The 25,322-nt window shown below is 60.8% G+C and carries 25 protein-coding genes; 10 read left to right on the top strand and 15 right to left on the bottom strand.

Annotated features, from left to right (window positions below; genetic code table 11):
- Nucleotides 1-101 precede the first annotated feature (101 nt).
- Nucleotides 102-527, top strand: coding sequence for a low affinity iron permease family protein (locus M5B97_RS02740; protein ID WP_134657971.1), 426 nt, complete (start codon nucleotides 102-104; stop codon nucleotides 525-527).
- A 52-nt stretch (nucleotides 528-579) separates the two neighbouring features.
- Here M5B97_RS02740 and M5B97_RS02735 read toward each other — a convergent pair whose 3' ends face one another.
- From M5B97_RS02735 to M5B97_RS02720, 4 genes are all read right to left on the bottom strand, one after another.
- Entirely contained in the window at nucleotides 580-1,107 is a 528-nt protein-coding gene (locus M5B97_RS02735) for a DUF4142 domain-containing protein (RefSeq protein WP_123715006.1), read from the bottom strand.
- 120 nt (nucleotides 1,108-1,227) lie between these two features.
- The gene (locus M5B97_RS02730) at nucleotides 1,228-1,869 is read right to left on the bottom strand and encodes a LysE family translocator (protein ID WP_123715005.1); all 642 of its coding nucleotides are present in this window, start codon (nucleotides 1,867-1,869) and stop codon (nucleotides 1,228-1,230) included.
- Nucleotides 1,870-1,922: 53 nt separating this feature from the next.
- Nucleotides 1,923-2,333, bottom strand: coding sequence for a fosfomycin resistance glutathione transferase (fos, locus tag M5B97_RS02725; protein WP_248730683.1), 411 nt, complete (start codon nucleotides 2,331-2,333; stop codon nucleotides 1,923-1,925).
- A gap of 12 nt (nucleotides 2,334-2,345) precedes the next feature.
- Nucleotides 2,346-3,272 carry a LysR family transcriptional regulator gene (locus tag M5B97_RS02720; protein WP_248730682.1) on the bottom strand — a complete coding sequence of 309 codons (927 nt, stop codon included), beginning with the start codon at nucleotides 3,270-3,272 and terminating at the stop codon, nucleotides 2,346-2,348.
- Nucleotides 3,273-3,340: 68 nt separating this feature from the next.
- On the opposite strand from M5B97_RS02720, the gene M5B97_RS02715 reads away from it, so the two are divergent.
- Complete coding sequence (locus M5B97_RS02715) at nucleotides 3,341-3,826, top strand: DMT family transporter (protein WP_134657979.1); 486 nt, start codon at nucleotides 3,341-3,343, stop codon at nucleotides 3,824-3,826.
- A gap of 7 nt (nucleotides 3,827-3,833) precedes the next feature.
- Here M5B97_RS02715 and M5B97_RS02710 read toward each other — a convergent pair whose 3' ends face one another.
- The 6 genes from M5B97_RS02710 to yiaY form a co-directional block, all read right to left on the bottom strand.
- Nucleotides 3,834-5,162: an MFS transporter gene (locus tag M5B97_RS02710; RefSeq protein ID WP_134657981.1), complete on the bottom strand. Its 1,329-nt coding sequence runs from the start codon at nucleotides 5,160-5,162 to the stop codon at nucleotides 3,834-3,836.
- A 59-nt stretch (nucleotides 5,163-5,221) separates the two neighbouring features.
- A complete protein-coding gene (locus M5B97_RS02705; RefSeq protein ID WP_248730681.1) occupies nucleotides 5,222-6,163 on the bottom strand; it encodes a hydroxymethylglutaryl-CoA lyase in 942 nt (313 codons plus the stop codon).
- On the bottom strand, nucleotides 6,160-7,353 hold the full coding sequence (locus M5B97_RS02700; protein ID WP_248730680.1) for a CaiB/BaiF CoA-transferase family protein: 1,194 nt from the start codon (nucleotides 7,351-7,353) through the stop codon (nucleotides 6,160-6,162). The genes M5B97_RS02705 and M5B97_RS02700 overlap by 4 nt, the downstream gene beginning before the upstream one ends.
- Nucleotides 7,354-7,464: 111 nt before the next feature.
- Nucleotides 7,465-8,385 (bottom strand): LysR family transcriptional regulator, encoded by a 921-nt coding sequence (locus M5B97_RS02695; RefSeq protein ID WP_248730679.1) that lies wholly within the window; start codon nucleotides 8,383-8,385, stop codon nucleotides 7,465-7,467.
- Nucleotides 8,385-9,059: an NAD(P)H-binding protein gene (locus M5B97_RS02690; RefSeq protein WP_248730678.1), complete on the bottom strand. Its 675-nt coding sequence runs from the start codon at nucleotides 9,057-9,059 to the stop codon at nucleotides 8,385-8,387. The genes M5B97_RS02695 and M5B97_RS02690 overlap by 1 nt, the downstream gene beginning before the upstream one ends.
- A 91-nt stretch (nucleotides 9,060-9,150) precedes the next feature.
- Nucleotides 9,151-10,299 carry an L-threonine dehydrogenase gene (yiaY, locus tag M5B97_RS02685; RefSeq protein WP_248730677.1) on the bottom strand — a complete coding sequence of 383 codons (1,149 nt, stop codon included), beginning with the start codon at nucleotides 10,297-10,299 and terminating at the stop codon, nucleotides 9,151-9,153.
- Nucleotides 10,300-10,422: 123 nt separating this feature from the next.
- Between yiaY and M5B97_RS02680 the strand changes: the two genes are divergently transcribed.
- Nucleotides 10,423-11,439 carry a DUF4917 family protein gene (locus tag M5B97_RS02680; protein WP_123714994.1) on the top strand — a complete coding sequence of 339 codons (1,017 nt, stop codon included), beginning with the start codon at nucleotides 10,423-10,425 and terminating at the stop codon, nucleotides 11,437-11,439.
- Between the two features lie 75 nt (nucleotides 11,440-11,514).
- Here M5B97_RS02680 and M5B97_RS02675 read toward each other — a convergent pair whose 3' ends face one another.
- Nucleotides 11,515-12,042, bottom strand: a complete 528-nt coding sequence (locus tag M5B97_RS02675) for an XRE family transcriptional regulator (RefSeq protein WP_248730676.1) — start codon at nucleotides 12,040-12,042, stop codon at nucleotides 11,515-11,517.
- 160 nt (nucleotides 12,043-12,202) lie between these two features.
- Between M5B97_RS02675 and M5B97_RS02670 the strand changes: the two genes are divergently transcribed.
- The 6 genes from M5B97_RS02670 to M5B97_RS02645 all read left to right on the top strand — a co-directional run bounded on the left by M5B97_RS02670 (nucleotide 12,203) and on the right by M5B97_RS02645 (nucleotide 19,225).
- The gene (locus tag M5B97_RS02670) at nucleotides 12,203-12,985 is read left to right on the top strand and encodes an aldolase (protein WP_123714992.1); all 783 of its coding nucleotides are present in this window, start codon (nucleotides 12,203-12,205) and stop codon (nucleotides 12,983-12,985) included.
- A 28-nt stretch (nucleotides 12,986-13,013) separates the two neighbouring features.
- On the top strand, nucleotides 13,014-13,886 hold the full coding sequence (locus tag M5B97_RS02665) for a dihydrodipicolinate synthase family protein (RefSeq protein WP_248730675.1): 873 nt from the start codon (nucleotides 13,014-13,016) through the stop codon (nucleotides 13,884-13,886).
- Between the two features lie 147 nt (nucleotides 13,887-14,033).
- A complete protein-coding gene (locus tag M5B97_RS02660; protein ID WP_248730674.1) occupies nucleotides 14,034-14,573 on the top strand; it encodes an RNA polymerase sigma factor in 540 nt (179 codons plus the stop codon).
- Complete coding sequence (locus M5B97_RS02655) at nucleotides 14,570-15,538, top strand: FecR domain-containing protein (protein WP_248730673.1); 969 nt, start codon at nucleotides 14,570-14,572, stop codon at nucleotides 15,536-15,538. The genes M5B97_RS02660 and M5B97_RS02655 overlap by 4 nt, the downstream gene beginning before the upstream one ends.
- A 128-nt stretch (nucleotides 15,539-15,666) precedes the next feature.
- Nucleotides 15,667-18,225 (top strand): TonB-dependent receptor, encoded by a 2,559-nt coding sequence (locus M5B97_RS02650; RefSeq protein ID WP_248730672.1) that lies wholly within the window; start codon nucleotides 15,667-15,669, stop codon nucleotides 18,223-18,225.
- Nucleotides 18,226-18,325: 100 nt separating this feature from the next.
- Nucleotides 18,326-19,225, top strand: coding sequence for a DMT family transporter (locus M5B97_RS02645; RefSeq protein WP_248730671.1), 900 nt, complete (start codon nucleotides 18,326-18,328; stop codon nucleotides 19,223-19,225).
- Nucleotides 19,226-19,372: 147 nt separating this feature from the next.
- Here the strand turns inward: M5B97_RS02645 and M5B97_RS02640 are convergent, their stop codons facing one another.
- The 4 genes from M5B97_RS02640 to M5B97_RS02620 form a co-directional block, all read right to left on the bottom strand.
- Nucleotides 19,373-20,590 (bottom strand): SAM-dependent methyltransferase, encoded by a 1,218-nt coding sequence (locus M5B97_RS02640; RefSeq protein ID WP_248730670.1) that lies wholly within the window; start codon nucleotides 20,588-20,590, stop codon nucleotides 19,373-19,375.
- A gap of 144 nt (nucleotides 20,591-20,734) precedes the next feature.
- Complete coding sequence (locus M5B97_RS02635; protein ID WP_123714985.1) at nucleotides 20,735-21,352, bottom strand: TPM domain-containing protein; 618 nt, start codon at nucleotides 21,350-21,352, stop codon at nucleotides 20,735-20,737.
- A 31-nt stretch (nucleotides 21,353-21,383) separates the two neighbouring features.
- Nucleotides 21,384-22,112, bottom strand: a complete 729-nt coding sequence (locus tag M5B97_RS27605) for a TPM domain-containing protein (RefSeq protein ID WP_283100839.1) — start codon at nucleotides 22,110-22,112, stop codon at nucleotides 21,384-21,386.
- Nucleotides 22,113-22,130: 18 nt separating this feature from the next.
- Entirely contained in the window at nucleotides 22,131-22,742 is a 612-nt protein-coding gene (locus M5B97_RS02620; RefSeq protein WP_123714984.1) for a LemA family protein, read from the bottom strand.
- Nucleotides 22,743-22,984: 242 nt separating this feature from the next.
- On the opposite strand from M5B97_RS02620, the gene bglX reads away from it, so the two are divergent.
- Nucleotides 22,985-25,276, top strand: a complete 2,292-nt coding sequence (gene bglX / locus M5B97_RS02615) for a beta-glucosidase BglX (protein WP_248730669.1) — start codon at nucleotides 22,985-22,987, stop codon at nucleotides 25,274-25,276.
- Nucleotides 25,277-25,322: the final 46 nt, after the last annotated feature.

Below are 25,322 nucleotides of genomic sequence, written 5' to 3'. Positions count from 1 at the left end.
CCGCTTCGTAGCATTCCGCGCGCTGAATCAATTGTTAAAAGAAATTTCAGAGCACGGCTGCGGTCAATCTTTCATCACCTCTAGATTCAAGGAATACGGTCATGAAATTTTCCGCAGTTTCCCAATCCCTGTCCCGCTGGGCAGGCAGTGCCCGGACATTTTACGCGGCGGTCGCGTTGATTTTCCTCTGGAGCCTCAGCGGCCCGTATTTTCACTACAACGATACCTGGCAACTGATCATCAACACCTCGACCACCATCATCACGTTCCTGATGGTGTTCCTGATCCAGAACACGCAGAACCGCGACAATGACATCCTGCATATCAAAATCGACGAGTTGCTGCGCGTGTCCAAAGACGCACAAAACGCTGTGTTGAGCCTGGAGGGCCTGGACCGCAAAGAGCTGGAAAAACTGCGCAACCAGTACCGCAGCATCGGCAACACGGGCACCGTCACCCTGAACGGCAACTGTGGTGAGAATGGCGAAGGTGCGCCGCCCACACGAACCGATTTGAATCAGGCATAAAAAACGGCGGTTGGAGAGATTCCAACCGCCGTTTTCATTTCCGGCAAAGGCGTCAACCGTCGCCTTGGTGGCCTTTGCCGTAGGTCGATGCCAGCGCCCGGGCTTTCTGCAGACGTTCCTGCAACTTGGGCAGCGTCTCATCGACCAGGGCTTTTATTTCCGGCACATCCGACGCCGCGCCTTCCTGTTTGAACAGCGCGATGGCGTCTTCGCTTTCCTTGACCTGTTGCGCGGTGTACGCGGCGTCAAAGGAATCGCCATCCTTGAGTTCCGGCATCAGGGTTTCGGCTTTATCGACGATTTTCTCCCGCGGTGCCACCGGCAGGTCGAGCTTCTTGGCGATCGCCGCCAAATGCTGGTTGGCCAGGGTGCGTTCGTTGATCACCTCGATGGTGTAATCCTTGATTTCCTGGGATGAGGTTTTGGCGTGGGCCATGCGACTGGTTTCGATATCGGCCATCCCTTTGGCCGAAGCCTGCTCGATGAATTCAGCAGGCGACTGGGCGAAAGCATTGCTGGCGCCGAGGCCCAGCAGCATCGCGAAACTGGCGGTGCGTAACCGGAAAGCCATGCGGCTCATGATAGGTTCCTCCAGGGCAAAAATAAGGGCGGGGCAACACGTCCCCGCCCTCAATTCGAATTTTCATGGCGGCAAAGGTTTAGAAAAACCTGCCCGGCGCGACGAACGGTCGTCTGCGGCTCAGGCCGGCTTGCTGCCGAACAGCCCCGGCAACGCGTGCGCCAGGGCATTGATGGCAAAGCCGATAAACATCACGCCGCAGAGCCTGGTGATGAGGATTTCATGGCGCTGATACACCGTGCGCACGCGCTGGGCGCCAACCACGCCGACCAGGATCGCATAGGCCAGCAGGCCGCCTAGAAAGCTGAGGGCAATCAGTGACGGCAGCATCGACCAGGTCAGCAATTCAGCACGGCTGGACAACAACGCGGTAAAAGTCGCGACCGCCACCGGGTAAGCCTTGGGGTTAGTCAAACCGAACAGAATGCCGTGCCAGAACGGATGCCGAGCGGCCCCCTGAGGCGCATCGCTGCTGCGACGCTGGGTGCGAATCGCCCGCCAGCCGAGCCAGAACAGATAGAGGCCGCTGAGTACGCCCAGTACATCAAATGCACTGCTGCCCACCTCCCTCGCGCCGACAATGGCGATCAGCGCCGTGCTGCACCAGACCACATCCCCGAGCAAATGCCCACACAGAAACCCCGCCCCGGCACGGCGGCCACGGGCGGCACCAATACCGAACACGGCCAGCACGCCAGGCCCAGGCGTAATACCGTAGATAAAACCCGAAGCAAGGACGGCGAGCAGCAGGGACGGGGTCATAGGCGCGACTCTGACAGACGGTTGGGGGCGGATGGATTCTGCACGTTCTGGTGCTACGGGTAAAACTTCATTCCGGCATAAGGCTGCGCGCGACAGGCGTGCAGGCGCGACGTCAGGTCACCGACATGGACTTCGAGCTTATGGCCGTCCGGGTCGAGAAAGTAGAACGACGCACCTTCGCTGCGGTTGTCGCGCCACTCTTGCACACCCGCGGCACGCAGGCGAGCCACCACCTCGCCGAAGTCATGGGCGCTCGCAGTCAATGCGTAGTGGGTGTAGTCGACAACGGGTGCCGACACGCGCGACGGGTCGAGCGACAAGCACAGCCATAAACCGGGCAAAGAAAGGTAGGCGCCGTTGTCCCAGGTGGCGTCGAGCCGAAGCTGCAACAAATCATGGTAGAAACTGACGCTGCGGTTCAGATCGGTAACGGCAAGGGTCAGGTGGTTGAAGCCTGAAAGCATAGTGTTTTCCTGTTATTGGGCGCCTTCGGACAATACACCCTGCACCTGCCCGATCAACCACTGCAACCCCGAATCCCCGCCCCGGCGTGTATGCCACGCCAGTTCAAAAGCAAAAGAGGGAATATGAAACGGCGGTGGCACAGTCAGCAAATACCGATGGTCAATGTTCAGCAAGCCGCGGGACGAGACCGTCAGAATCAAATCCGTGCCCTGGATCAACTGCGGTGCCACCCCCCAATGCGGCAAGCTGATCGCCACATGCCGACGCTGGCGAATCGCGCTCAACGCCCGCTCGATTTCCGGTGTGCCGCTACCGCGCATCTCCAGCAGCACGTGGGGACGCGCCAGGTAGGTGGGCAGATCCAATACGCCGCTTTGCGGCAGGCTGCTGCGATCCACCAGACAGGTGTAATGCTCCTCGAACAAAGGGGTGGTACACAGCTCGGCAGGCAAATCGGGGAACACACCGGCAGCCAGGTCGATGTCGCCATTAAGCACACCATCGACCATGCCTTCTCGGCTGGCTTGGATGATCTGCAGATCCACGCCAGGCGCATCACGGCGTAGAACCCGGGTCAGTTGCGGCAGGAAAATCGCCGCGCTGTAGTCCGACATCGCCACACGAAACCGGCGTTTTGCCGACGCGGGATCAAACCGGTTAGGCGCCAACAGCGCCTGCACCTGGGCCAGGGCTTCAGCCAAAGGCGCTGCGAGCTCCAAGGCTCGGGCGGTCGGCACCAGGCCACCGCCCTGGCGTACCAGCAACGGGTCGCCCAATAGATCGCGCAGGCGCGCCAACGCATGGCTGACAGCCGGCTGACTCAGGTGCAGACGTTCGGCTGCCCGCGTCACATGTTGCTCGCTGAGCAGCGCGTCGAGGATCACCAGCAGGTTGAGGTCGATACGGCGCAGGTCATTCATAAGCTGCATGCCCGGCATAAGAACTTGGAATTTAAATTTGCGTGACGAATAGCCTAGAGTCCAGCAAAACCTTTGGGAGAATGAAGATGACGACGTTGCACTGGGTAGGCTTGTCAGCGCTGGCGGTGATCGCGGGTGCCGTGGTGCCGTTTCAAAGCGCAATCAACGCCAATCTGGGGCGAGGGCTGGGTCATCCGCTGTGGGCCACCCTCGCCTCGCTGTTGGTGAGCATTGTGGTGCTGCTGCCGGTGATCCTGGCGCTGCGCCTGCCGCTGCCAAGCCTGGCGTTTATCGGCAAGGCACCGCTGTGGATGTGGGCAGGCGGTGCGTTTGGGGTGTGTTTCATTTCACTGGCGTTGATACTGCTGCCCAAGTTGGGCGCCTCAGGGTTTATCGCACTGGCCATGGCCGGGCAGATTCTCGCCTCGTTGCTGCTCGATCATTTCGGTTTGTTTGGCCTGGCGGAACGCCAACTGACAACGCCCCGCGTGTTGGGAGCGTTGTTGTTGATGGGCGGGGTGATATTGATTCAGTTCAGCGCAGCGCCCGCCAAAGCCTTGGCTGCTGCATGAGCATGGGTCAGCGCTTGTCGGAAGTCCGCAGCTTTTGCGGCAACCCCCACAGCAGCAGCGCAGCGGCGATCAGCGCACACACGCCGATCACGTAGAGTGCCGGGGTCGTACTGCCCGTCATGTCCTTGATCCGACCGACCATCACGGGGCTGACAATACCGCCCAGTTGCCCCAGGGTGTTGATCAAGGCTATGCCGCCGGCGGCCCCTGCCCCGGCACCCGCCAGCAGCTTGGGCGGCAACGTCCAGAAGGTGGGGATCGACGCAATAATTCCCGCGCCCAGCAGCCCCAGGGCAATGATCAGGAAAAGGGTGTGATCATCAAAGATCCCGGCGCAAAAGAACCCCACCGCGCCTAACGCGACCAGCCCACTGACAAACTTGCGCCGTTCACCCGTGGCGTCTGACCAACGTCCCACCAGCACCATGGTGATAGCGCCGCAGATGTAGGGGATGGCAGTCAGCAGGCCGATCACTACGGAGCTTTCGATACCGGTGCTGCGGATCAATTGCGGTGCCCAGAAATTCAAGCCGTAGGACGCCACCTGGATCAGGAAGTAAATCAAGCCCAGCATCAGGAAACCGGGAATTCGCAGTGCTTGAAGCAACGAGCCTTTTTTATGGACTTCATGCACCGCAATACGGCTTGAGAGCAACGCCTTTTCGTCACTGTTCAACCAGGGCGCATCTTCGATGCGGTCCTTGAACTGCGTCAGCACCATCCACGCCAACACCACACAGGGCAGGCCGCCCAGCAGGAACAACCAGTGCCAGCCGCGCATCTGTAACACACCGTCCATGTGATCCAATACGAACCCGGAGAACGGTGCGCCTATCAGCCCGGCAAAAGCCGACGCCAAAAACAGCATCGAGGTGATACGCCCGCGGAAATCCTGGGGGAACCAGAGGGTCAGGTAATACAGCACGCCAGGTGCAAAGCCAGCCTCCATGGCGCCGATCAGAAAGCGCAGGGCATAGAACTGCCATTCAGCCGTGACGAACACCATGGCTGCCGTCGCCAGCCCCCAGGACACCATGATGCGCGCGATCCAGCGTCTTGCGCCGACCTTGTAGAGCATCATGTTGCTCGGCACTTCGAAGATGACATAACCGACAACGAACAACCCGGCCCCCAGACCGTACGCGGTGTTGCTCAAACCGAGGTCGGCCTGCAGCTGGAACTTGGCGAAGCTGATGTTGATGCGGTCAAAAAAAGCAAACAGGTAACAGACCATGATCAACGGCATCAGGCGCCAGGCGACCTTGTTCACGACTGCCTTGATCGGATCGGCTTCTCCGGCCGGGCGCGCGCCGGCCTCTAACGTATTAGTGCTCATGGTTTCACTCCAGAGGACAGCTCACAGGTGTCCGATTGTTTTTGTTGTCTGGTAAGCAGTTACAGCGTGGCGATGTAATCCGGCGGTGGGTGCAGGTCACAGTTGCGCCCGGCCTTTGCCACCTGACCGGGCAACTCATGACCCAGCAGCGCCGGCAGGCGACGGGACATTTTCAGCAGATGCGGCAGATCGATGCCGGTGTGAATGCCAACCTCCTCGCACAGGTTGACCAGGTCTTCGGTGCAGATATTGCCCGACGCGCCCGGCGCAAACGGGCAACCACCGAGCCCACCCAGCGCCGCGTCAAAACGCCGGGCGCCGGCCTCGTAGGCGGCCAGTACATTGCACAAACCCAGGCCCCGGGTATTGTGAAAATGCAGGGTCAGGTCGCTGGCGGTCACGCGCTCCAATACACGCTTGACCAAGCGCTCCACTTGGCGCGGGTTGGCCATGCCGGTGGTGTCGGCGAGGCTGATACCGCGGATGCCGAGCGCTTGATAAGCGTCGACAATTTCCAGTACGCGGTCTTCATCAATCGTGCCCTCGAATGGGCAACCGAACGTGGTGGCGATGCTGCCATTAAGACGCACCGGGTGATAGGCGGCAAAGCGCGTGATATCGCCAAACGCCGCCAACGATGCCTCGCAACGCATGCGCATATTGGCCAGGTTGTGGGTCTGGCTGGCGGACATCACCAGGTTCAACTCGTCGGCGCTGGATTCGATGGCGCGCTGCGCGCCCTTGAGGTTGGGGATCAGCGCCACGTAGATCACGCCGGGTCTGCGTTGAATGCCCTGGAACACCTGCTCACCATCGCGCAATGCCGGGATGGCTTTGGGGGAAACGAATGAACCGGCTTCGATCCGCGAGAATCCGGCCAGGGAAAGCTGGTCGACCAGCGCGATTTTGTCGGCTGTCTCCACCCAGGTCGGCTCGATTTGCAGGCCATCGCGCGGGGACACTTCCTGCACGATCAGCGCCTCTGAATAATCAGTGATCATTGCACCACTCCGCAGGTTTTCAGGCGTTGGATATCGGCAGCCGTCAAACCCAGGTTACCGAGGATGTCATCCGTATGCTGGCCCAGGGTCGGACCTTGCCAGTGGACCGCGCCGGGCGTCTCCGACAGCTTGGGCACGATGCCGGGCATCTTCACCGACACACCACCGGGCAGCTCGGCATCGAGCAGCATGTCGCGTGCCTGGTAATGCGGGTCGCTGACGATGTCGGCCACCGAGTAGATACGCCCGGCCGGTACTTCGGCGGTTTCCAGGGCATTGAGCACCTGCTCGATAGGCCGGCTGCTGGTCCAGTGGGTAATCGCAGCGTCCAGTACGCCGCTTTTCGCCGCGCGGCCATCGTTATGGGCAAACTCCGGCGCTTCGGCCAGATCGGCGCGGCCGATGGTGGTCATCAATCGCTTATAGATCGGGTCGCTGTTACCGGCAATCACCACATAGGCGCCATCGGCGGTGAGGTAGGTGTTGGAGGGTGCGATGCCGGGCAAGGCCCCGCCGCTGCGCTCACGTACATGGCCGAGCATGTCGTATTCAGGCACCAGGCTTTCCATCAGGTTGAACACACTTTCGGCGAGGGACACATCGACTATCTGCCCGTCGCCCTGGCCGGTCTTGACTCGCAGCAACGACATCAGCGCACCGATCACGCCGTGCAAGGACGCCAGGGAATCCCCCAGGCTCACGCCCACCCGCGCCGGCGGCGAGTCCGGGTTGCCGGTGGTATAGCGGATACCCCCCATGGCCTCGCCAATGGCACCAAAGCCCGGGCGGTCGCGGTAGGGGCCGGTCTGGCCGTAGCCAGAGATACGCACCAGGGTCAGCTTGGGGTTGAGGGCGTGCAACACGTCCCAGCCCAGGCCGAGTTTTTCCAGCCCGCCGGGGCGCAGGTTCTCGATGAGCACGTCGGCGTCGCCGAGCAGTTGTTTGATCAGGCCCAAGCCTTCAGCGGACTTCAGGTCCAGGGCCAATGACTTCTTGTTGCGCGATTGCAGGTACCACCACAGCGACGTGCCTTCGTGCAGCTTTCGCCACTTGCGAAGCGGATCGCCCTGCCCCATGGCTTCGATCTTGATCACCTCGGCGCCGAACTCGGCCATCAGGCGCGCGGCAAACGGCGCGGCAATCAGGGTTCCGATCTCGATCACCTTGATACCGCTCAGGGGAGCCGTCATGGGGTGTACCTCTTATTCTTGGAATGTGACGCCAAGGCTAGAGGACTGAGCGGGAAGAAAGCCAACCGTCAGTTGGCAAGGAGCGTTCGCGAAACGCGAACAAACAGCGAATTACCTGTAGGAATGTGCCGAATGACTCAGGTAGTCAAAGAGCAAACGGCTGACGGGCGAGAGCTGCGCCTCATCGCGTACCACCAGGATCAGACGGCGATCGGACCAGTCATCCGTCAGCGGTACGGCATGCAAACCCAGTGCGCGACCAAATAATTCAAAAGCCTTCTGCGGCAGGATGCCAATCCCCATATTGGCCTGGACCATCCGGCACATTGCATCGAAACCCGGCACATGAATCCGCAGCCGCAGCATCTTGCCGGCCTCGCGCGCGGCGGCATGGGTGCGCATATTGATCGAGCTGGCAGAATGCAGGCCGACGTAATCGCTGCCCAGGGTTTCGGCGAAGGCCAGGGACTGGCGGGCCGCCAACGGATGGTCCGCCGGCATCAGCACCACCAGTTTGTCGTGGCGGTAAACCACGCGCGGCAGGCCCTTGGTGTCGGTGTCACTGGAGCAGATACCCAGGTCCGCCACGCCATCCAACACGCCTTGCACCACGCCGTTGCTGGGACGTTCTTCGAGGTCGGTTTTGACTTCTGGGTGCAACTCGGAAAAATCCCGCAAGTCTTCCGGAAGGAACTGAATGATCGCCGACAGGTTGGCCAACATCCGCACATAGCCCCGCACGCCGTGGCTGTGCTCGCCCAGTTCCAGGCCCATTTTTTCGAAGTTGAACAGCATCTGCCGTGCATGGTGCAGCAACGTCTCACCGGCCGCCGTCAGGTCCATGCCCTTGGCCCGGCGCACGAACAGGCTGACGCCCAGCACCTGTTCCAACTCCATCAAACGCTTGCTGGCCGCCGACACCGCGATGGCTTCCCGCGCGGCGGCGCGGGTCAACGTGCCTTCTTCAAACACGGCAACGAACAGTTGCAGCGTGATCAGGTCCAGGCGCCGCACCAGGCTCTTGTGCAGCATCAGCGACGCTCGGCGGCCAGGCGATTGATCCCGGCCTGTTCCACCACCGCCTGAGGCGCGCCATGGCGCACCGCCGCGAGCATCGCCTGGCCGACGGTTTCGGTACTCACCACCCAACCCGGTTTGACCCGGCGAAAGAACGACAGCAGCGGGCCGAGCACGGTATAGAAAGATTGGTAGAGCGGCGTTTTCGAGCGCACGCCGTGCAACGGTTGGATCACCCCGGGCCGGAACAGGTACACCGCTTTGAACGGCAGGCGCAGCAATGCGTTTTCGGTCTTGCCCTTGACCCGCGCCCACATCGACTTGCCCGACTCGGAGCTGTCGGTACCGGCGCCGGACACATAGATAAACGTCATTTGCGGATTGAGCCGCGCCAAGGTGCTGGCCGCAACAAGCGTCAAGTCATAGGTAAGGTGGGTGTAGCGGGTTTCACTCATGCCTGCCGACGAGACGCCCAGGCAGAAGAAACAGGCATCGAAGCCTTGCAGCAGGTTTTCCAACGGTTGGAAATCGAGCATGTCGCTGTGCAACACCTGATGCAGCTTGCCGTGTTCCTGGGCCAACGGCGTACGCCCCACGGCGACGACTTCCTGAACGTCGGACGCCAGCAGGCACTCGCGCAACACACCCTGGCCGACCATGCCGGTGGCGCCGAATAGCAGAACTCTCATAAGGGGACCTCAGCGGCAAGCCGCACGCTTCATGCTCAAGTTGAATGCAGTTCGACTTGTAGCTTAACGCTTGCGGCTTGCGCGTGCCCCTTTAGAACGCGCTGCGGAAAATCTCCTCAATCTGACGCTGATCGGCTCGCCGAGGGTTGGTCACCCCGCAGGCGTCTTTCAACGCGTTGGCGGCCAGCAGTGGGATGTCCTGCAACTTGGCACCCAACTCGCGCAGCCCGGCCGGGATTTCAACATCCTGCGCCAAGGTGCGGATGGCCACGATCGCCGCCTGGGCGCCCTCCTCCGGCGAGTTGCCTTTGATATCGGCGCCCAGTGCGCGCGCCACGTCGCTCAAGCGTTTGGCACTGACACTGGCGTTGAAGCTCTGTACGTGGGGTAACAACACCGCGTTGCAGACACCGTGCGGCAGGTCATACAGACCGCCCAACTGGTGCGCCATGGCATGCACGAACCCCAGGGAGGCATTGTTGAAGGCCATGCCGGCGAGGAATTGCGCATAGGCCATGTTTTCCCGCGCGGTCATGTCGCTGCCATCACGTACCGCCAGGCGCAGGTTGGCGCTGATCAATTCGATGGCCTTGATCGCACAGGCATCGGTAATCGGGTTGGCGGCGGTGGACACGTAGGCCTCGATGGCGTGGGTCAAGGCGTCCATGCCGGTGGCGGCGGTGAGGCCCTTGGGCATACCGACCATCAGCGCCGGGTCGTTGACCGACAGCAGCGGCGTGACGTTGCGGTCGACGATGGCCATTTTCACATGGCGGGTTTCGTCGGTAATGATGCAGAAGCGGGTCATCTCGCTGGCGGTGCCGGCGGTGGTGTTGATGGCCACCAACGGCAGTTGCGGCTTGCTCGATTGGTCGATGCCTTCGTAGTCGCCGATATGCCCGCCGTTGGTGGCGCACAACGCAATGCCCTTGGCGCAGTCATGGGGCGAACCGCCGCCCAGGGAGACCACGAAATCGCAGGCATGGGCTTCCAGAAGCGCCAGGCCTTTCTCGACGTTTTCCACATTGGGGTTGGGCTTGGCGCCGTCGTAGATCACCGAGTCGATGTCCTGCATCGCCAGCTTCTCGGCGATCATGCTCGCGACGCCCGCCTTGGCCAGGCCGGCGTCGGTGACGATCAGCGCCTTGCGAAAACCGTAATTGCGGATGGCGTCCATGGCTTCGTCGAGGCAGTCGGTGCCCATGATGTTGACGGCGGGAATGAAGAATGTGCTGCTCATGGCGAATCCTCAGAGGCTTTATGCCTACAGGATCAACCTCTGTCGCCTCAGGCATCTTGATCAGGATCAACGCCGGCTCGTGATAAAGTCACCCACCCGCCGATTTTGAGTAGACCCGCCGCAATGAAGGATTTCCAGGATATTGACGCCCACCTCGAAGACTGGAGCGCGGTGCGCAGCGCCATCGACTTCAGCGCGATTCTGATCGGCAACGGCGCCAGCCGCACGATTTGGGAAGACTTTGCCTATGATTCGCTGTTCGAAAATGCCCGCACCGTCGAAGAAAAACCCCTGAGCCAATCCGAACTCAGTGTGTTCGACGCCCTGCAAACCCGCAGCTTCGAGCAGGTCCTGGGCGCACTGAAAACCACCAGCCGGGTCAACAAAGCCCTGGCCGTCAGCTCGGCAGCGCCGCGTAATCGCTACTACGCGATCAAGGAAGCGCTGATCAACGCCATCCACGCCGTGCACATCCCGTGGCGCCTGGTGCAGCCATCAACGCTGGCGACGATCCACGCAGAGTTGGCAAGCTACCCCACCGTCTTCACCAGCAACTACGACCTGCTCAACTATTGGGCGATCCTGCACACGCCGGGCATCGACGATCTGTTTCACAGCGCCGACGCCAGTTTCGACCTGCGCAACACCCACACCGACGCCACACGCATCCTCTACTTGCACGGCGGCCTGCACCTGGTGCGCAACCTCGATGGTACGGCGCGCAAACTGGCGTCTACCGACAGCACCTTGCTCAGCAGTTTCGCGATCAACAATACAATCAAGACCCTCGATGACGTGCCGCTGTTCGTCAACGAAGGCAAGGTGCAGGAGAAGCTCAAGACCATCCGCAGTTCGGACTACCTGTCGTTCTGCTATGAGCAGTTGCTCAGTCATGAAGGGGCGCTGTGCATCTTCGGCCATGATCTGGGGCCGCAGGATCAACACCTGGTGGATGCGGTTCGCCAGGCGAAGCCCGCGACCCTGGCGATCTCGGTGTCGGGGCGCAGTGACGGGTTTATCCGCCAGCAGAAGCGCCGGTATTCGGAGCTGTTTGAGGGGGCTGGGGTGGAGCTGAAGTTCTTTGCGGCGCGCACGCATCCCCTGGGTAATCCGGCGCTATCAGTACCTGTCGAACGCTGATGCGCTGAACAAAGAAGATCAATGTGGGAACTGGCTTGTGTCCCACATTGATCCTACTTCAAGCACGCATCAGCGTTACTCTTCGGTGCTGTGCACCACCACCAACAGTTGCGCCTGCACCTCCCCCACCGAACGAAGCCGGTGCGGCTTCTGCGCGTTGAAATGCAGCGCATCCCCGCGCTCCAGAATCACCCGCTCGTTCATGAAATCCACTTCCACCCGGCCTTCATGCACAAACAGAAATTCTTCCCCCAAGTGCTCCTTGAAGGTCTTGTCGGTGAACTCCGCCGGCGGGTAGATGATGAACGGCAGCAGGCTGCGTTCGCTGACCTGATGGGCCAGCACGGCATACCCCGGCGTGGTGTCCGGCCGCTCGTGACTGCGCACCAGGCTGTAGCTGTCGAGGCTTACGTTGTCTTCGCTGAACAACTCCTCGACCTTCACGTTCAACGCCTTGGCCAGCTTCAGCGCGGCCGCAATCGACGGCGTGTTCAGCCCGCGCTCGACCTTGGACAGGTAACTCTTGGTCATCCCGGATCGTTCAGCCAAGGCCTCAAGGGTTACGCCAAGTTTTTTTCTCAATAATTTCAAACGGATAGACATGCGCTGCGGTTAATCCATGCAGAAAAGCAAGAACTTTGCTTGCCTATGACACTTTGTGTCATATAGCATCTTTAGTGTCATTTGCGTCCACCCCACGACCTTGCGAGCAACGGGAGACCAGCAAACCAGACGTCCATTGAACCACCCAAAGGACACCGATATGGCCAAGACATTAGCACTCCCCAAAGACCAACTGGTCAAGCAAGCGCTGATCCAGATGCAAAACACCCTGGCAGATAATACGTGGACCGACCGGCAAAAGCTGGCGCTCACGTGCCGCATCCTGTTCGAGCATGGCCACGACTCCGGCCTGGCCGGGCAGATCACCGCGCGCGGACCCATGCCCGGCACCTATTACACCCAGCAACTGGGCCTGGGCTTTGATGAGATCACCGCCAGCAATCTGTTGCTGGTCAACGAAGACCTTGAAGTGCTGGAAGGTCACGGCATTCCCAACCCGGCCAACCGCTTTCACACCTGGGTGTACCGTGGTCGGCCGGATGTGAACTGCATCATCCACACGCACCCGACCCACATCGCTGCGCTGTCGATGCTGGAAGTGCCGCTGCAGGTCTCCCACATGGACCTCTGCCCGCTCTACGAGGACTGCGCTTTTCTGAAGGCTTGGCCGGGCGTGCCGGTGGGCAATGAAGAAGGGGAAATCATCACTGCGGCGTTAGGCGACAAACGCGCGATTCTGCTCTCGCACCACGGCCAGCTCTCCACCGGTGCAAGCATCGAGGAAGCCTGTGTGATCGCGCAGTTGATCGAGCGTGCGGCCAAATTGCAGTTGCTGGCGATGTCGGCCGGTACGATCAAACCGATCCTGCCGGAACTCGGTCGCGAGGCCCACGACTGGATCTCCAAGCCCAAGCGCCATGGCGCCGCGTTCAACTACTACGCGCGGCAGAACCTGCGTCAACACGCCGATTGCCTGAACTGATTGCCCTTTTCCGAGCGGAGACTTGCCCATGTCCAATCCAACTATTCACGGCATCATCGGCTACACCATCACCCCGTTCAGCGCCGACGGCCAACGCATTGACCTCGACGCCCTGGGCCGCTCCATCGACCGCCTGATCGACAGCGGCGTGCATGCCATCGCGCCCCTGGGCAGCACGGGCGAAGGCGCGTATCTGAGCGATGCCGAGTGGGATGAAGTCAGCGCCTACAGCCTGGCAAAAATCGCCAGGCGTGTACCGACCATCGTCAGCGTGTCCGACCTGACCACGGCCAAGGCCGTGCGCCGTGCGCGGTATGCCGAGGCCAATGGCGCCGATGTGGTGATGGTGCTGCCGGCCTCGTACTGGAAACTCAGCGAGGCGGAGATCCTCGCCCATTACGCTGCGATCGGCGACAGCGTCGGCATACCGATCATGCTCTATAACAACCCGGCCACCAGCGGCACGGACATGTCAGTGGACTTGATCCTGCGCATTGTCCAGCAGGTCGCCAACGTGAGCATGGTCAAGGAAAGCACCGGCGATATCCAGCGCATGCACCAGTTGCGCCGCCACAGCGACGTGCCGTTCTACAACGGTTGCAACCCGTTGGCCCTGGAAGCCTTTGCGGCAGGTGCCAAGGGTTGGTGCACGGCGGCGCCGAACCTGATCGCGCAATTGAACCTGGATTTGTATGACGCGGTGCTGGCCAATGATCTGGCCCTGGCACGGGAACTGTTCTATCGCCAGTTGCCATTGCTGGAGTTCATTCTCAAAGGCGGGTTGCCGGCGACGATCAAGGCCGGGTTGCGGTTGACCGGCCTGGAAGCGGGCGATCCGCGGTTGCCGGTGTTCCCATTGGGTGAAGCGCAGATCGAGCGGTTGAAAACACTTCTGCGCTGACACTCCTTATGTGGGAGGGAGCACATCGAATTATCAAACCACCCTCCCACTGTTCTACAGCGTTTGCGCTTAAATGGAGACAAATGACAATAGTTCTCGATATCATTCGCGACTTTTCTACGTCGCACTTCGTCAAGAAGGATATCCATGTCTCGTCCCAAGCCCGACCCGCTGTCGGCCGATGCCTTTCGCGGGTTTTATGCAGATATCCTGCATTTCCTGCGCAAACGCACGGACAACGCCAGCGATGCGGCGGACATGACCCAGGATGTCTTCACCCAATGGCTGGATTACCGCGACCGGGCCAAGGTTGAGCAGCCACGGGCGTTTCTGTTCCAGATGGCGCGCAACCTGCTGCGTGATCACTGGCGTAAACAGAAGGTACGCCACACCGTTCATGCCGGTCCGGCCGATATCGGCACCGAACCGGTCGCCGACGAACAAAACGATCCCATGGCCGCCGCACTTCGCATGCAGCGCCTGGACCGGTTGAAAGAAGTCCTCGCCGAACTCTCGCCGCGCAGGCGAGAAGCCCTTATGCTGCACCGCTTCGAAGGCTTGAGCCAGGCGCAGATCGCCGAGCGCATGGGGATTTCGACCAGTATGGTGGAAAAGCACATCGCTTTTGCCCTGCTGCACTGCAAGCGACGCCTTCAACACGCACCCGGCACGGAGCAGCCAGAATGAACCGCCTGAGCGAGAACGACGCCCTGGACATCGAAGCGAGCGACTCGATCGATGCACAAGCCGCCAGTTGGTTTGCCCGCAACAGCAGCGAATCGCCGCGAGCCGACCGCAAAGCCTTTGCCGCCTGGCAAGCGGAGCCGGCCCACGCTCGCGCCTATGCCGAGTTCGAGCAGCTGTGGGACGACCTTGCTCAATTGCAGCAACACAACAGGCCCGTGCCGCTGCCCAAACGCAAACCCTCGCTGTGGCGCCCAGCCCTGGCCGTGGCCGCCGCCCTGGTCTGCGCCGTGATGACCAGCCATATCGGCACGCCCCGCGAGCTTTATCACAGCCAGGTCGCTGCCCACGCCAAAGGCATGCGCACCCTGCACCTGCCAGACGGCAGCACCCTGTATGTGAATGCCAACACACGCCTGCGGGTGGATTTCACCGCCTACCAACGCATCCTGCACCTGGAAAAAGGCCAGCTGTACATCGAAGTGGCGGCCGACAAAGAGCGCCCGCTGTACGTGCAAGCCGGCGAGGCAAGTGTGCGAGTAGTCGGCACCGGCTTTGACGTGCGGCGCAGCCAGCAACAACTGGTGGTCAGCGTCGCCCACGGCCAAGTGGCGTTCGAGCCGGACGCAAAAAACCCGGTGGCCCTGCTCGGCGCCCAGCAACGCGCGATCTACAGCTACGCCAAAGGCACCGTGCAACAGCAGGCCCTCACCGCTCAAGAGGTGGCCGACTGGCGCAGCGGGCACCTGTCCTTTCGCAATCGCGAGTTGGCCAGCCTGATCGATGAGTTGAGCCTCTACCGTCCTCAGGCTCCGTTACAGGTCAACCGTGCCGTCGCGCAGTTGAAGGTCTCGGGCAATCTGGATGTGAATGACCCGGATGCCCTGCTGAATGCTCTACCCGCCCTGCTGCCAGTGAAAACCGTGACCTCGGCCGATGGCATCGTCAGAATCGAACCACGTAAATAAAGCCCGGAAATTCTCACTTGAGAATATTTTGCATTTGCATGTGTGGTTTTTTTGGCCTGCCCCGTCTTCCTCCCGACTGTGTTTGATAAGCACACCTTTTCGGCTATTCAGCCACCCCGGGGGATTCCATGTTTCGCGCGCCTTGCCACGCTTCGCACCTGTTTCTTCGACCCAGCCTCGTTGCCACCTGCCTGGCGTTCAGCCTCAGTGCCCAGGCCGAGTCGTTCAAGCTGCAACTGCCCGCCCAGCCGTTGGCCATGTCCCTGAGCCAGGTGGCGCAACAGGCGAAAATCCAGCTGCTGTTCGATGAAACACTGCTCAACAACGTGCAGGCACCGGCGCTCAGTGGTGATTTCACCCCGGAAGTCGCGATTCGCAGCCTGCTGAAAAACGGTGAATTCACCCTGATCAAAGTCGGCACCACCTACGTGGTACGCCCCGACGAAGGCAAGACCACCCAAAGCGGCGCGATCCAACTGGACGCCCTCAGCGTGATCGGCACCGGTAACGAAGTCGACTCCAGCACCGTCAATCGCTCCACCCTGACCCAGGCCGATATCGACCGCTACCAGTCCAACAACATCCCCAGCCTGTTGCAGACGTTGCCCGGTGTGAGCCAGGGCGGCTCGCTCAAACCCGGCGGCCAGACCATCAACATCCGTGGCTTCGGTGATGCCGAAGACGTGCCGCTGACCGTCGACGGCGCCACCAAGAGCGGCTTTGAGCGCTATCAACAAGGCACAGTATTTATCGAGCCCGAGCTGATCAAAAGCATTGAGGTGGAGAAAGGCCCCAACTCGCCATTCACCGGCAACGGCGGTTTTGGCGGCACGGTCAACATGACCACCAAGGATGCACCCGACCTGCTCCAGGACGGCCGCAACAGCGGTGCCATGCTCAAATATGGTTACTCCAGCAACGACCACGAACAGGTCTACAGCAGCGCCGTGTACGGCCGCACCGACGACGGCCGCTTCGATGCCCTGGCCTACCTGACCCAGCGTGACGGCGGCGATATGAAGGTGGCCGCCAAACTGCCCAACGAGAACAACCAGTACCCGATCAACCCCCAGCGGCTGCCCAACTCGGCCCAGGACGTGGACGGCAAGTTGTTCAAGCTCAACGCGCACTTCACCGATGAGCACAGCGCGGGCTTGTCCTACTCGCGCTCCCACAGCAATCGCTGGACACCGTTCTCCGCCGCCAGCTATCCGACGCCGCCAACCCAGGCCAACATCGACCGCTACGGCTATGAAAACGCCCTGAAACGTTTTTTGGCGCAACGTGACACCACCGACACCACCTGGTCTGGCAAGTATGAATACACACCGCTCGACAACCCGCTGGTCGATCTGACCGTCAAGTACTCCCAGTCCAACACCGAGCAGACCGACGAGCGCGACGCTACTGCGTTCTTCCAACTGGCCACCGGCGGACGCAAGATGGACACGTCCTACACCGACAAGAACCTGGACGTGCGCAACGTCAGCTTGTTCAACACCGGGCCGCTGCAACACGCCCTGACGGTGGGTGGGCAGATCCGCAAGCATATCCGCGAGACCGAGATGTGGATGCCCGGTGCCACCTACAACACCGCGCGTTACAACTACGGGCATTTCCAGCCGGGCTTCATGCCCCATGGCAAAGTCGATACCAACAGTTTCTTTGTCCAGGACGCGGTCACCGTCGGCGATGTGACCATCACCCCATCGCTGCGCTACGACCATGTGCGCAACCGTGGCGAAGGTAACGACGCGCCGTACTACAACAATCCAGACCCGTCCTACGGCCATGACTACAGCGACCGTACCTACACAGGCTGGTCGCCGCGCCTGGCGTTGTTCTGGAACGTCAACCCGCACCTGGGGCTGTTCGCCAACTGGAGCAAGACCTGGCGTGCGCCGGTCATCGACGAGCAATATGAGGTCCAGGGCCTGGGCAGCCGCACCGCCACCAGCCTCGACCTCGACCCGGAGCGCATTACCTCGATCAGCGTAGGCAGCGTTACCAGCTTCGATAACGTCATCACCCAGGACGACAATCTGCAACTGCGCACCACCCTGTTCCACAACAAGGTCGAAGACGAAATCTTCAAAGCCACGGGTGTGGGTTGCCAGAACCAGGCCATCAACGGAGGCACGATTTCCAGCGCCTGCCCGTCGGGAGCATTGCCCAACTACCGCAACATCGGCGGCATGACCATCAAGGGTTTTGAGCTGGAGTCGTTCTATAACTCCACCTACCTGTTCGGCTCGGTGTCGTTCGCTTATGCCAAAGGTGATCACGAAGGCGCATACACCAACCCGTGGGGCCCGGATGTACCGGCACGTGACATTCCGCCGACCAAATGGGTGCTGGTCCTGGGCACCCACATCCCGGCCTGGGATGCCCAGGTGGGCTGGATGGGCCAGTTCATCGGCGCGACCGACCGCCTGCCCAGCGACAAATATTCCGGCGGCCCGGGCAGCAGTGTGGGCGACCTGTTCTACGACCAGTACGGCAACAAGCGCTACAACACCCAGGGCCTGTTTGCCAAATGGAAACCGCAACAGGCTTACCTCAAAGGCACCGAAGTGAATGTCACCGTCGATAACCTGTTCAACGAAAACTTCCGCCCGGCCTTGAGCGGCGACCGCGCGTACACCAAGGGCCGCGACGCGAAGATCAGCGTTACACGGTTCTTCTGAAACTGTACGGATAAATCCACACGCAGCTGTAGGCCCGTGATCAACGCGGGTTGTGGCTAGATGGGCTTCCCTTGAAGCCCTCTAGATTGTGGTCCCCTCCATGAGCTCGCGCGAAAACACCGGCATGGCCCTGGGCCTGCTGGGCGTCATCATCTTCAGCCTGACCCTGCCCTTCACGCGCATTGTGGTGCAGGAAATCCACCCGCTGCTCAACGGCCTGGGTCGTGCGTTGTTCGCGGCGGTCCCGGCGGCGGCGCTGTTGTTGTGGCGGCGCGAGCGGTGGCCGACCTGGCGTCAGGTGCGTGGGTTGTGCCTGGTCATCGCCGGCGTGATCCTCGGTTTCCCGGTGCTGTCGGCCTGGGCCATGCAAACCTTGCCGGCGTCCCATGGCGCGCTGGTCAACGGCCTGCAACCGCTGTGCGTAGCGCTGTATGCGGCGTGGTTGTCCCACGAGCGACCGTCGAAGGCCTTTTGGGCCTGTGCAGCATTGGGCAGTGGGTTGGTGCTGAGTTACGCGTTGATCACCGGCGCCGGCAGTATTCAGGCGGGCGATCTGTTGATGCTCGGCGCTATTGCCGTGGGCGGCCTGGGCTATGCCGAAGGCGGCCGTCTGGCCAAGGAGATGGGTGGCTGGCAAGTGATCTGCTGGGCACTGGTGCTGTCGACGCCCGTCTTGATCGGCCCGGTGTGGTACCTGGCGGCGCAGCATCAAGGGGCGATTTCCATACGCACCTGGTGGGCGTTCGGCTATGTGTCGCTGTTCTCGCAGTTCCTGGGGTTCTTTGCCTGGTACGCCGGGCTGGCCATGGGCGGCATCGCCAGGGTCAGCCAGATTCAACTGTTGCAGATCTTCTTCACCATCGCGTTTTCAGCGCTGTTCTTTGGTGAACATATCGAGCCGATTACCTGGCTGTTTGCCTGCGGGGTGATCGTGACAGTGATGCTGGGGCGCAAGACAGCGGTGCAGCCTGCGCCCATTTCAAAGCCCGATACAGTCTAAGTGCGGGAGGCGCTGGCCCTGATATCTTTTGGAGCGAGCTTGCTCGCGAAGAACTCACAGGCGCCGCGTTTACTCAGGGAACACGCGTTACCGTTGACGTTTTTTCGCGAGCAAGCTCGCTCCTGCAGATGACGACTTGCCCGGTGCTCAGCTCAGGTAACCCTCTGCGCGCAGGAGGGTTTCCAGGCAGTGCTCGCTGATGTGGTAGAACGCCTTCAGTTCCTGGATTTTCTCCAGCAACTGGGCGTTATCCACTGGCTCGGCGCGTTTGACCGCCAGGATCATCTTGTTCTTGTTGGTGTGCTCCAGGGAGATGAACTCGAATACCTTGGTCTCGTAGCCACAGGCTTCAAGAAACAATGCACGCAAGCTGTCGGTGACCATTTCCGCCTGTTGGCCCAGGTGCAGGCCGTATTGCAGCATCGGCTTCAATAGCACAGGGCTCTGGATCTGCAGGCGAATCTGTTTGTGGCAGCACGGCGAGCACATGATGATCGACGCGCCGGAGCGGATGCCGGTGTGGATCGCGTAGTCGGTCGCGATATCGCAGGCGTGCAGGGCAATCATCACGTCCAGCTCGCTCGGCGCCACGCTGCGCACATCACCGCATTTGAACACCAGCCCCGGGTGTTCCAGGCGTGCGGCGGCGTTGTTGCACAGGGTGACCATGTCCTCACGCAGCTCGACGCCCGTCACTTCGCCCTCGGCCTTGAGGGTGTTGCGCAGGTAATCGTGGATGGCGAAGGTCAGGTAGCCCTTGCCCGAGCCGAAATCGGCGACGCGCACCGGCTGGTCGAGCTTCAGCGGTGACGAGGTCAACGCATGGCTGAACACTTCGATGAACTTGTTGATCTGCTTCCACTTGCGCGACATCGACGGGATCAGCGCCTGCTTGGAATCGGTCACGCCCAGGTCGGCAAGGAACGGACGGCTCAGGTCGAGGAAGCGATTTTTCTCGCGGTTGTGCTCGGCGGAAGGTGCCTCGCGCAACTGTTGCGGCTTGCTTTTGAACAGCGAGCTTTTGTTCTTCTTGCTGTATTCCAACTGGGCTTCGTCGGTCAGCGACAGCAAGTGCGCGTTCTTGAACGAGGCCGGCAGCAGCTCGGCAATCGCCGTCACGCCGTCGGCCAAGGGCAGGTTCTTGGTGATGTCGCGGGTCTTGTAGCGATAAACGAAGGACAGGCAAGGCTGCTCCTTGACCGTCACCTGCTTGATGATCAGCCGTTGCAGGTCGGCTTCTTCACCGACGTACTTGGCCAGTACCAGCTTGATGAACGCGTTCTGCGCCAGGCTTGTGCTCAGCAACTCAATGAACTGGGCATGATGATCAGGCGCAGGGCGGGCAGGTTGAGCGGTGACGGACATGAACAAAAACGCCTCGGGCTGGGAATGCCGGGCATTTTAGGGGGGATAGCCCGCCAGGGCACGGAGTTATTTGACCAATGGTCACCACAGGCCATTTGTGGGAGGGGCCTGCTCCTTCCCACATGGGTTCCGGCGTTGCCTGGCCTATTCGAGCACTACCAGGCGATTGGGCAGCTCGTTACGCGTCTGCGTCACCGGCACATGCACCTTCAGCAACTCACCGCAGGCCTCGATGCAGGCAATGAACCCGGCCAACGTCTGCCCCTGTTTCACTTGCAGGGTAAACGCCTTGACGATGGCGTCCCAACTGCTGTCATCCAGCCGCTTGGAAATGCCGTCATCCACCAGGATCTCCACGTAGCGCTCGGCCTCGCAGACAAAAATCAGCATGCCGGTGCTGCCCAGGGTGTGGTGCAGGTTCTGCTCGAGGAACTGTCGCCGTGCCAGGTTGGATGCGCGCCAGTGGCGTACCGAGCGTGGGATCAAGCGGGTGGTGACCTTGGGCAAGCGAAACAGCAGGCACAACACGATGAACGTCACCCATTGCGCCAACAACAGGGTGTACATGGTCAAGTAGCCCGACAGGTAATGCACCACGCCCGGCACCACCAACGCGATCAGGCTGGCCCACAACAGCGGAATGTAGGCGTAATCGTCAGCGCGCGCGGCCAGCACCGTCACCAGTTCGGCGTCGGTCTGTTGCTCGACCCGGGCGATGGCTTCGGCGACTTGGCGTTGCTCGTGTTCAGTCAGTAATGCCATGGTTGTACATGCTCTTTTCTAGTTATTGTCATCACCAGCCACCCGACGCACCGCCGCCGCCGAAGCCGCCACCGCCGCCTCGGAAACCTCCGCCTCCCCCGCTTCCTCCGCCGCCGCGACCACTGCTGCTGAGGATCGCCAGCAGGATAGCGCCCACCGGCAGGCCCAGGCGATTGCACAACCACAACACACCGATCAGCAGGATAAACAGGCCAATCGAAAACCCGGGATTATCCTTGGCGAAATTCGCATCAGCCACATGCGCAGGCACCGCCAACGGCTCGCCGCCTACCACCTGCAGCATCGCCGCCACACCCTCGCTGATGCCCTGGCTGAAATTGCCGGCCTTGAACTTGGGCGCGATCACCTGGTTGATGATCACCCATGACTGGGCGTCCGTCAGCACGCCTTCCAGCCCGTAACCGACTTCGATGCGCAATTTGCGCTCATCCCGGGCGACGATCAACAGCGCGCCGTTGTCCTTGCCTTTCTGGCCAATGCCCCACTGGCGGCCCAATTGATAACCGAAGTCTTCAATGGGCACACCCTGCAGGTCGGGCACGGTAACCACCACGATCTGATCGCCGGTGGTTTGCTCCAGTGCCTGCAGTTGCTGGGTCAGTTGCTCGCGCGTGGCCGGGTCGATCATCTGCGCGTTGTCCACCACCCGGCCGGTCAAGGCCGGGAACGTCAGTGCCGCCTGGGCAGCACCGACGCAGGCTAACAAGCACAGCGCCAAGCCTATCCGTAATAAACGCATCGACACCTCAGGGAAGCCTTATTTGAACTTCACTTGGGGCGCTTTATCGGCATCGGCACTGGTGGCTTCGAACGTAGCGCGGACCGGCAGATCGCTATACATGATGCTGTGCCACAAGCGTCCCGGGAAGGTACGGATCTCGGTGTTGTAAGCCTGCACTGCCTGGATAAAGTCACGGCGGGCCACGGCGATACGGTTTTCAGTGCCTTCAAGCTGGGATTGCAGGGCCAGGAAGTTCTGGTTGGCCTTCAGGTCCGGATAGCGTTCGGACACCACCATCAGGCGGTTGAGGGCGCCGCTCAAACCGTCCTGGGCTTGCTGGAACTGCTTGAGTTTTTCCGGGTTATCCAGGGTGCTGGCATCCACCTGGATCGAGGTGGCCTTGGCCCGCGCTTCGATCACGGCGGTGAGGGTGTCCTGCTCATGAGCAGCGTACCCCTTGACCACTTCCACCAGGTTGGGGATCAGGTCGGCACGCCGTTGGTATTGGTTCTGCACCTGGCCCCAGGCCGCCTTGGCCTGTTCGTCCAGGGTAGGAATGGTGTTGATGCCACAACCGCTCAGCACGCTGCTGATCAAGAGCAACGCGGCGGCCTTGAAGCCCCAGCGGTAGGTGTGTGCTGCTTGCATGGTGTCTCTCCTGGTGAAACGGGATGGAATTGACAGCTGGCCCTATCGATCACGCGCTTGAGGCATAATCCGCGACCACGACTGGAATGCATCGAGTCAATCAGCTAAAAGATGCCCAGCGCAAATAAGAGTTCAGAAGTGTGGTGCATTTTCAGCAATAACACTCGAACAACAACATAAGTTCCCCACATTTTGGCAGACCGGTGCATGTGTGCCGTGCAGTAAGCCGAAAAAGGATATTCATGAAAAAGCTGTGTTTGCTCGGCCTGATCGCCACGCTGGCCACTCACCCCGTATGGGCAGAGACAACGCCTGCCACGCTTAAAGACAAGGATGCGTTCGTCAACGACCTGCTCAAGCAGATGACCCTCGATGAAAAGATCGGCCAATTGCGCCTGATCAGCATCGGCCCGGAAATGCCCCGCGAGCTGATCCGCAAGGAAATCGCCGCGGGCCGCATCGGCGGCACCTTCAACTCCATCACCCGCCCGGAAAACCGTCCGATGCAGGACGCCGCCATGCGCAGCCGGTTGAAGATCCCGATGTTCTTCGCCTATGACGTGATCCACGGCCACCGTACCATTTTCCCGATCAGCCTGGCCCTCGCTTCCAGCTGGGACATGGACGCCATCGGCCGTTCCGGGCGCATCGCCGCCCAGGAAGCCGCCGCCGACAGCCTCGACATCACCTTCGCGCCGATGGTCGACATCTCCCGCGACCCACGCTGGGGCCGTACTTCCGAAGGTTTCGGCGAAGACACGTATCTGGTCTCACGCATTGCCGAGGTGATGGTCAAGGCATTCCAGGGCACCAGCCCCGCCAACGCCGACAGCATCATGGCCAGCGTCAAGCACTTCGCCTTGTATGGCGCGGTGGAAGGCGGTCGCGACTACAACGTCGTCGACATGAGCCCGGTCAAGATGTACCAGGATTACCTGCCGCCCTACCACGCGGCGATCAAGGCCGGTTCCGGCGGCGTGATGGTGGCGCTCAACTCCATCAACGGTGTGCCCGCCACCGCCAACACCTGGCTGATGAACGATCTGCTGCGCAAGGACTGGGGCTTCAAGGGCCTGGCCGTCAGCGACCACGGTGCGATCTTCGAGCTGATCAAGCACGGCGTGGCCAAGGATGGGCGTGAAGCCGCCAAGCTGGCGATCAAGGCCGGTATCGACATGAGCATGAACGACTCGCTGTACGGCAAGGAATTGCCGGGGCTGCTCAAGTCCGGCGAGATCGAGCAAAGCGACATCGACAACGCCGTGCGTGAAGTGCTTGCCGCCAAGTACGACATGGGCCTGTTCAAAGATCCGTACCTGCGTATCGGCAAGGCCGAAGACGATCCGGCCGACACCTATGCCGAGAGCCGCCTGCACCGCAGCGACGCCCGTGACATCGCGCGGCGCAGCCTGGTTTTGCTGAAGAACCAGAACCAGACCCTGCCGCTGAAAAAGTCTGCGACCATCGCCCTGGTCGGCCCGCTGGCCAAGGCTCCGATCGACATGATGGGCAGTTGGGCCGCTGCCGGGCGCCCCGCGCAATCGGTGACATTGTTCGACGGCATGAACGCCGTGATCGGCGAAAAAGGCAAAGTGATCTATGCCCGTGGCGCCAACATCACCAATGACAAGGCGGTCGTCGACTACCTCAACTTCCTCAACTTCGATGCACCGGAAGTGGTGGATGACCCGCGCTCATCGCAAGTGATGATCGACGAAGCGGTCAAGGCCGCGAAAAACTCCGACGTGGTAGTGGCGGCCGTGGGTGAATCCCGTGGCATGTCCCACGAGTCCTCCAGCCGCACCGACCTGAACATCCCGCAAAGCCAGCGCGACCTGATCAAGGCGCTCAAAGCCACCGGCAAACCTCTGGTGCTGGTGCTGATGAACGGCCGTCCACTGTCGATCGTCGAGGAAAACCAGCAGGCCGATGCGATCCTGGAAACCTGGTTCGCCGGCACCGAAGGCGGCAACGCCATCGCTGATGTACTGTTCGGTGACTACAACCCATCGGGCAAACTGCCGATCACCTTCCCACGTTCGGTGGGGCAGATTCCGACCTACTACAACCACCTGACTATCGGTCGGCCGTTCACCCCAGGCAAACCGGGCAACTACACCTCGCAGTACTTCGATGACACCACCGGGCCGCTGTTCCCGTTCGGCTACGGCCTGAGCTACACCACGTTCAGCTTGTCGGACATGGCGCTGTCGTCCACGACCCTGAACAAGACCGGCAAGCTCGACGCCAGCGTCACACTGAAAAACACCGGCACGCTGGATGGCGAAACCGTGGTGCAGCTGTACATCCAGGACGTGGCCGGCTCGATGATCCGTCCGATCAAGGAGTTGAAGAACTTCCAGAAGGTCATGCTCAAAGCGGGTGAGGAACGCACCCTGCACTTCACCATCACCGAGGACGACCTGAAGTTCTACAACACCCAGCTCAAGTACGCGGCGGAACCGGGTGAGTTCAATGTGCAGATCGGGCTCGATTCACAGGATGTAAAACAGCAGACTTTTGAGTTGTTGTAACGGCTAGATTCAAGTTGCAAGCTTCAAGCGGCAAGAAAGAGCAGGT

This window comes from Pseudomonas sp. MWU13-2517 (assembly GCF_023242545.1).
Taxonomy (GTDB): domain Bacteria; phylum Pseudomonadota; class Gammaproteobacteria; order Pseudomonadales; family Pseudomonadaceae; genus Aquipseudomonas.
This window is presented reverse-complemented; position numbering and strand designations above follow the sequence as displayed.

Bases quoted from the DNA above. Each gene is read 5' to 3' on its own strand.
- M5B97_RS02740 (WP_134657971.1), top strand. From the start codon at position 102: ATGAAATTTTCCGCAGTTTCCCAATCCCTGTCCCGCTGGGCAGGCAGT.
- M5B97_RS02735 (WP_123715006.1), bottom strand. From the start codon at position 1,107: ATGAGCCGCATGGCTTTCCGGTTACGCACCGCCAGTTTCGCGATGCTG.
- M5B97_RS02730 (WP_123715005.1), bottom strand. From the start codon at position 1,869: ATGACCCCGTCCCTGCTGCTCGCCGTCCTTGCTTCGGGTTTTATCTAC.
- fos (WP_248730683.1), bottom strand. From the start codon at position 2,333: ATGCTTTCAGGCTTCAACCACCTGACCCTTGCCGTTACCGATCTGAAC.
- M5B97_RS02720 (WP_248730682.1), bottom strand. From the start codon at position 3,272: ATGCCGGGCATGCAGCTTATGAATGACCTGCGCCGTATCGACCTCAAC.
- M5B97_RS02715 (WP_134657979.1), top strand. From the start codon at position 3,341: ATGACGACGTTGCACTGGGTAGGCTTGTCAGCGCTGGCGGTGATCGCG.
- M5B97_RS02710 (WP_134657981.1), bottom strand. From the start codon at position 5,162: ATGAGCACTAATACGTTAGAGGCCGGCGCGCGCCCGGCCGGAGAAGCC.
- M5B97_RS02705 (WP_248730681.1), bottom strand. From the start codon at position 6,163: ATGATCACTGATTATTCAGAGGCGCTGATCGTGCAGGAAGTGTCCCCG.
- M5B97_RS02700 (WP_248730680.1), bottom strand. From the start codon at position 7,353: ATGACGGCTCCCCTGAGCGGTATCAAGGTGATCGAGATCGGAACCCTG.
- M5B97_RS02695 (WP_248730679.1), bottom strand. From the start codon at position 8,385: ATGCTGCACAAGAGCCTGGTGCGGCGCCTGGACCTGATCACGCTGCAA.
- M5B97_RS02690 (WP_248730678.1), bottom strand. From the start codon at position 9,059: ATGAGAGTTCTGCTATTCGGCGCCACCGGCATGGTCGGCCAGGGTGTG.
- yiaY (WP_248730677.1), bottom strand. From the start codon at position 10,299: ATGAGCAGCACATTCTTCATTCCCGCCGTCAACATCATGGGCACCGAC.
- M5B97_RS02680 (WP_123714994.1), top strand. From the start codon at position 10,423: ATGAAGGATTTCCAGGATATTGACGCCCACCTCGAAGACTGGAGCGCG.
- M5B97_RS02675 (WP_248730676.1), bottom strand. From the start codon at position 12,042: ATGTCTATCCGTTTGAAATTATTGAGAAAAAAACTTGGCGTAACCCTT.
- M5B97_RS02670 (WP_123714992.1), top strand. From the start codon at position 12,203: ATGGCCAAGACATTAGCACTCCCCAAAGACCAACTGGTCAAGCAAGCG.
- M5B97_RS02665 (WP_248730675.1), top strand. From the start codon at position 13,014: ATGTCCAATCCAACTATTCACGGCATCATCGGCTACACCATCACCCCG.
- M5B97_RS02660 (WP_248730674.1), top strand. From the start codon at position 14,034: ATGTCTCGTCCCAAGCCCGACCCGCTGTCGGCCGATGCCTTTCGCGGG.
- M5B97_RS02655 (WP_248730673.1), top strand. From the start codon at position 14,570: ATGAACCGCCTGAGCGAGAACGACGCCCTGGACATCGAAGCGAGCGAC.
- M5B97_RS02650 (WP_248730672.1), top strand. From the start codon at position 15,667: ATGTTTCGCGCGCCTTGCCACGCTTCGCACCTGTTTCTTCGACCCAGC.
- M5B97_RS02645 (WP_248730671.1), top strand. From the start codon at position 18,326: ATGAGCTCGCGCGAAAACACCGGCATGGCCCTGGGCCTGCTGGGCGTC.
- M5B97_RS02640 (WP_248730670.1), bottom strand. From the start codon at position 20,590: ATGTCCGTCACCGCTCAACCTGCCCGCCCTGCGCCTGATCATCATGCC.
- M5B97_RS02635 (WP_123714985.1), bottom strand. From the start codon at position 21,352: ATGGCATTACTGACTGAACACGAGCAACGCCAAGTCGCCGAAGCCATC.
- M5B97_RS27605 (WP_283100839.1), bottom strand. From the start codon at position 22,112: ATGCGTTTATTACGGATAGGCTTGGCGCTGTGCTTGTTAGCCTGCGTC.
- M5B97_RS02620 (WP_123714984.1), bottom strand. From the start codon at position 22,742: ATGCAAGCAGCACACACCTACCGCTGGGGCTTCAAGGCCGCCGCGTTG.
- bglX (WP_248730669.1), top strand. From the start codon at position 22,985: ATGAAAAAGCTGTGTTTGCTCGGCCTGATCGCCACGCTGGCCACTCAC.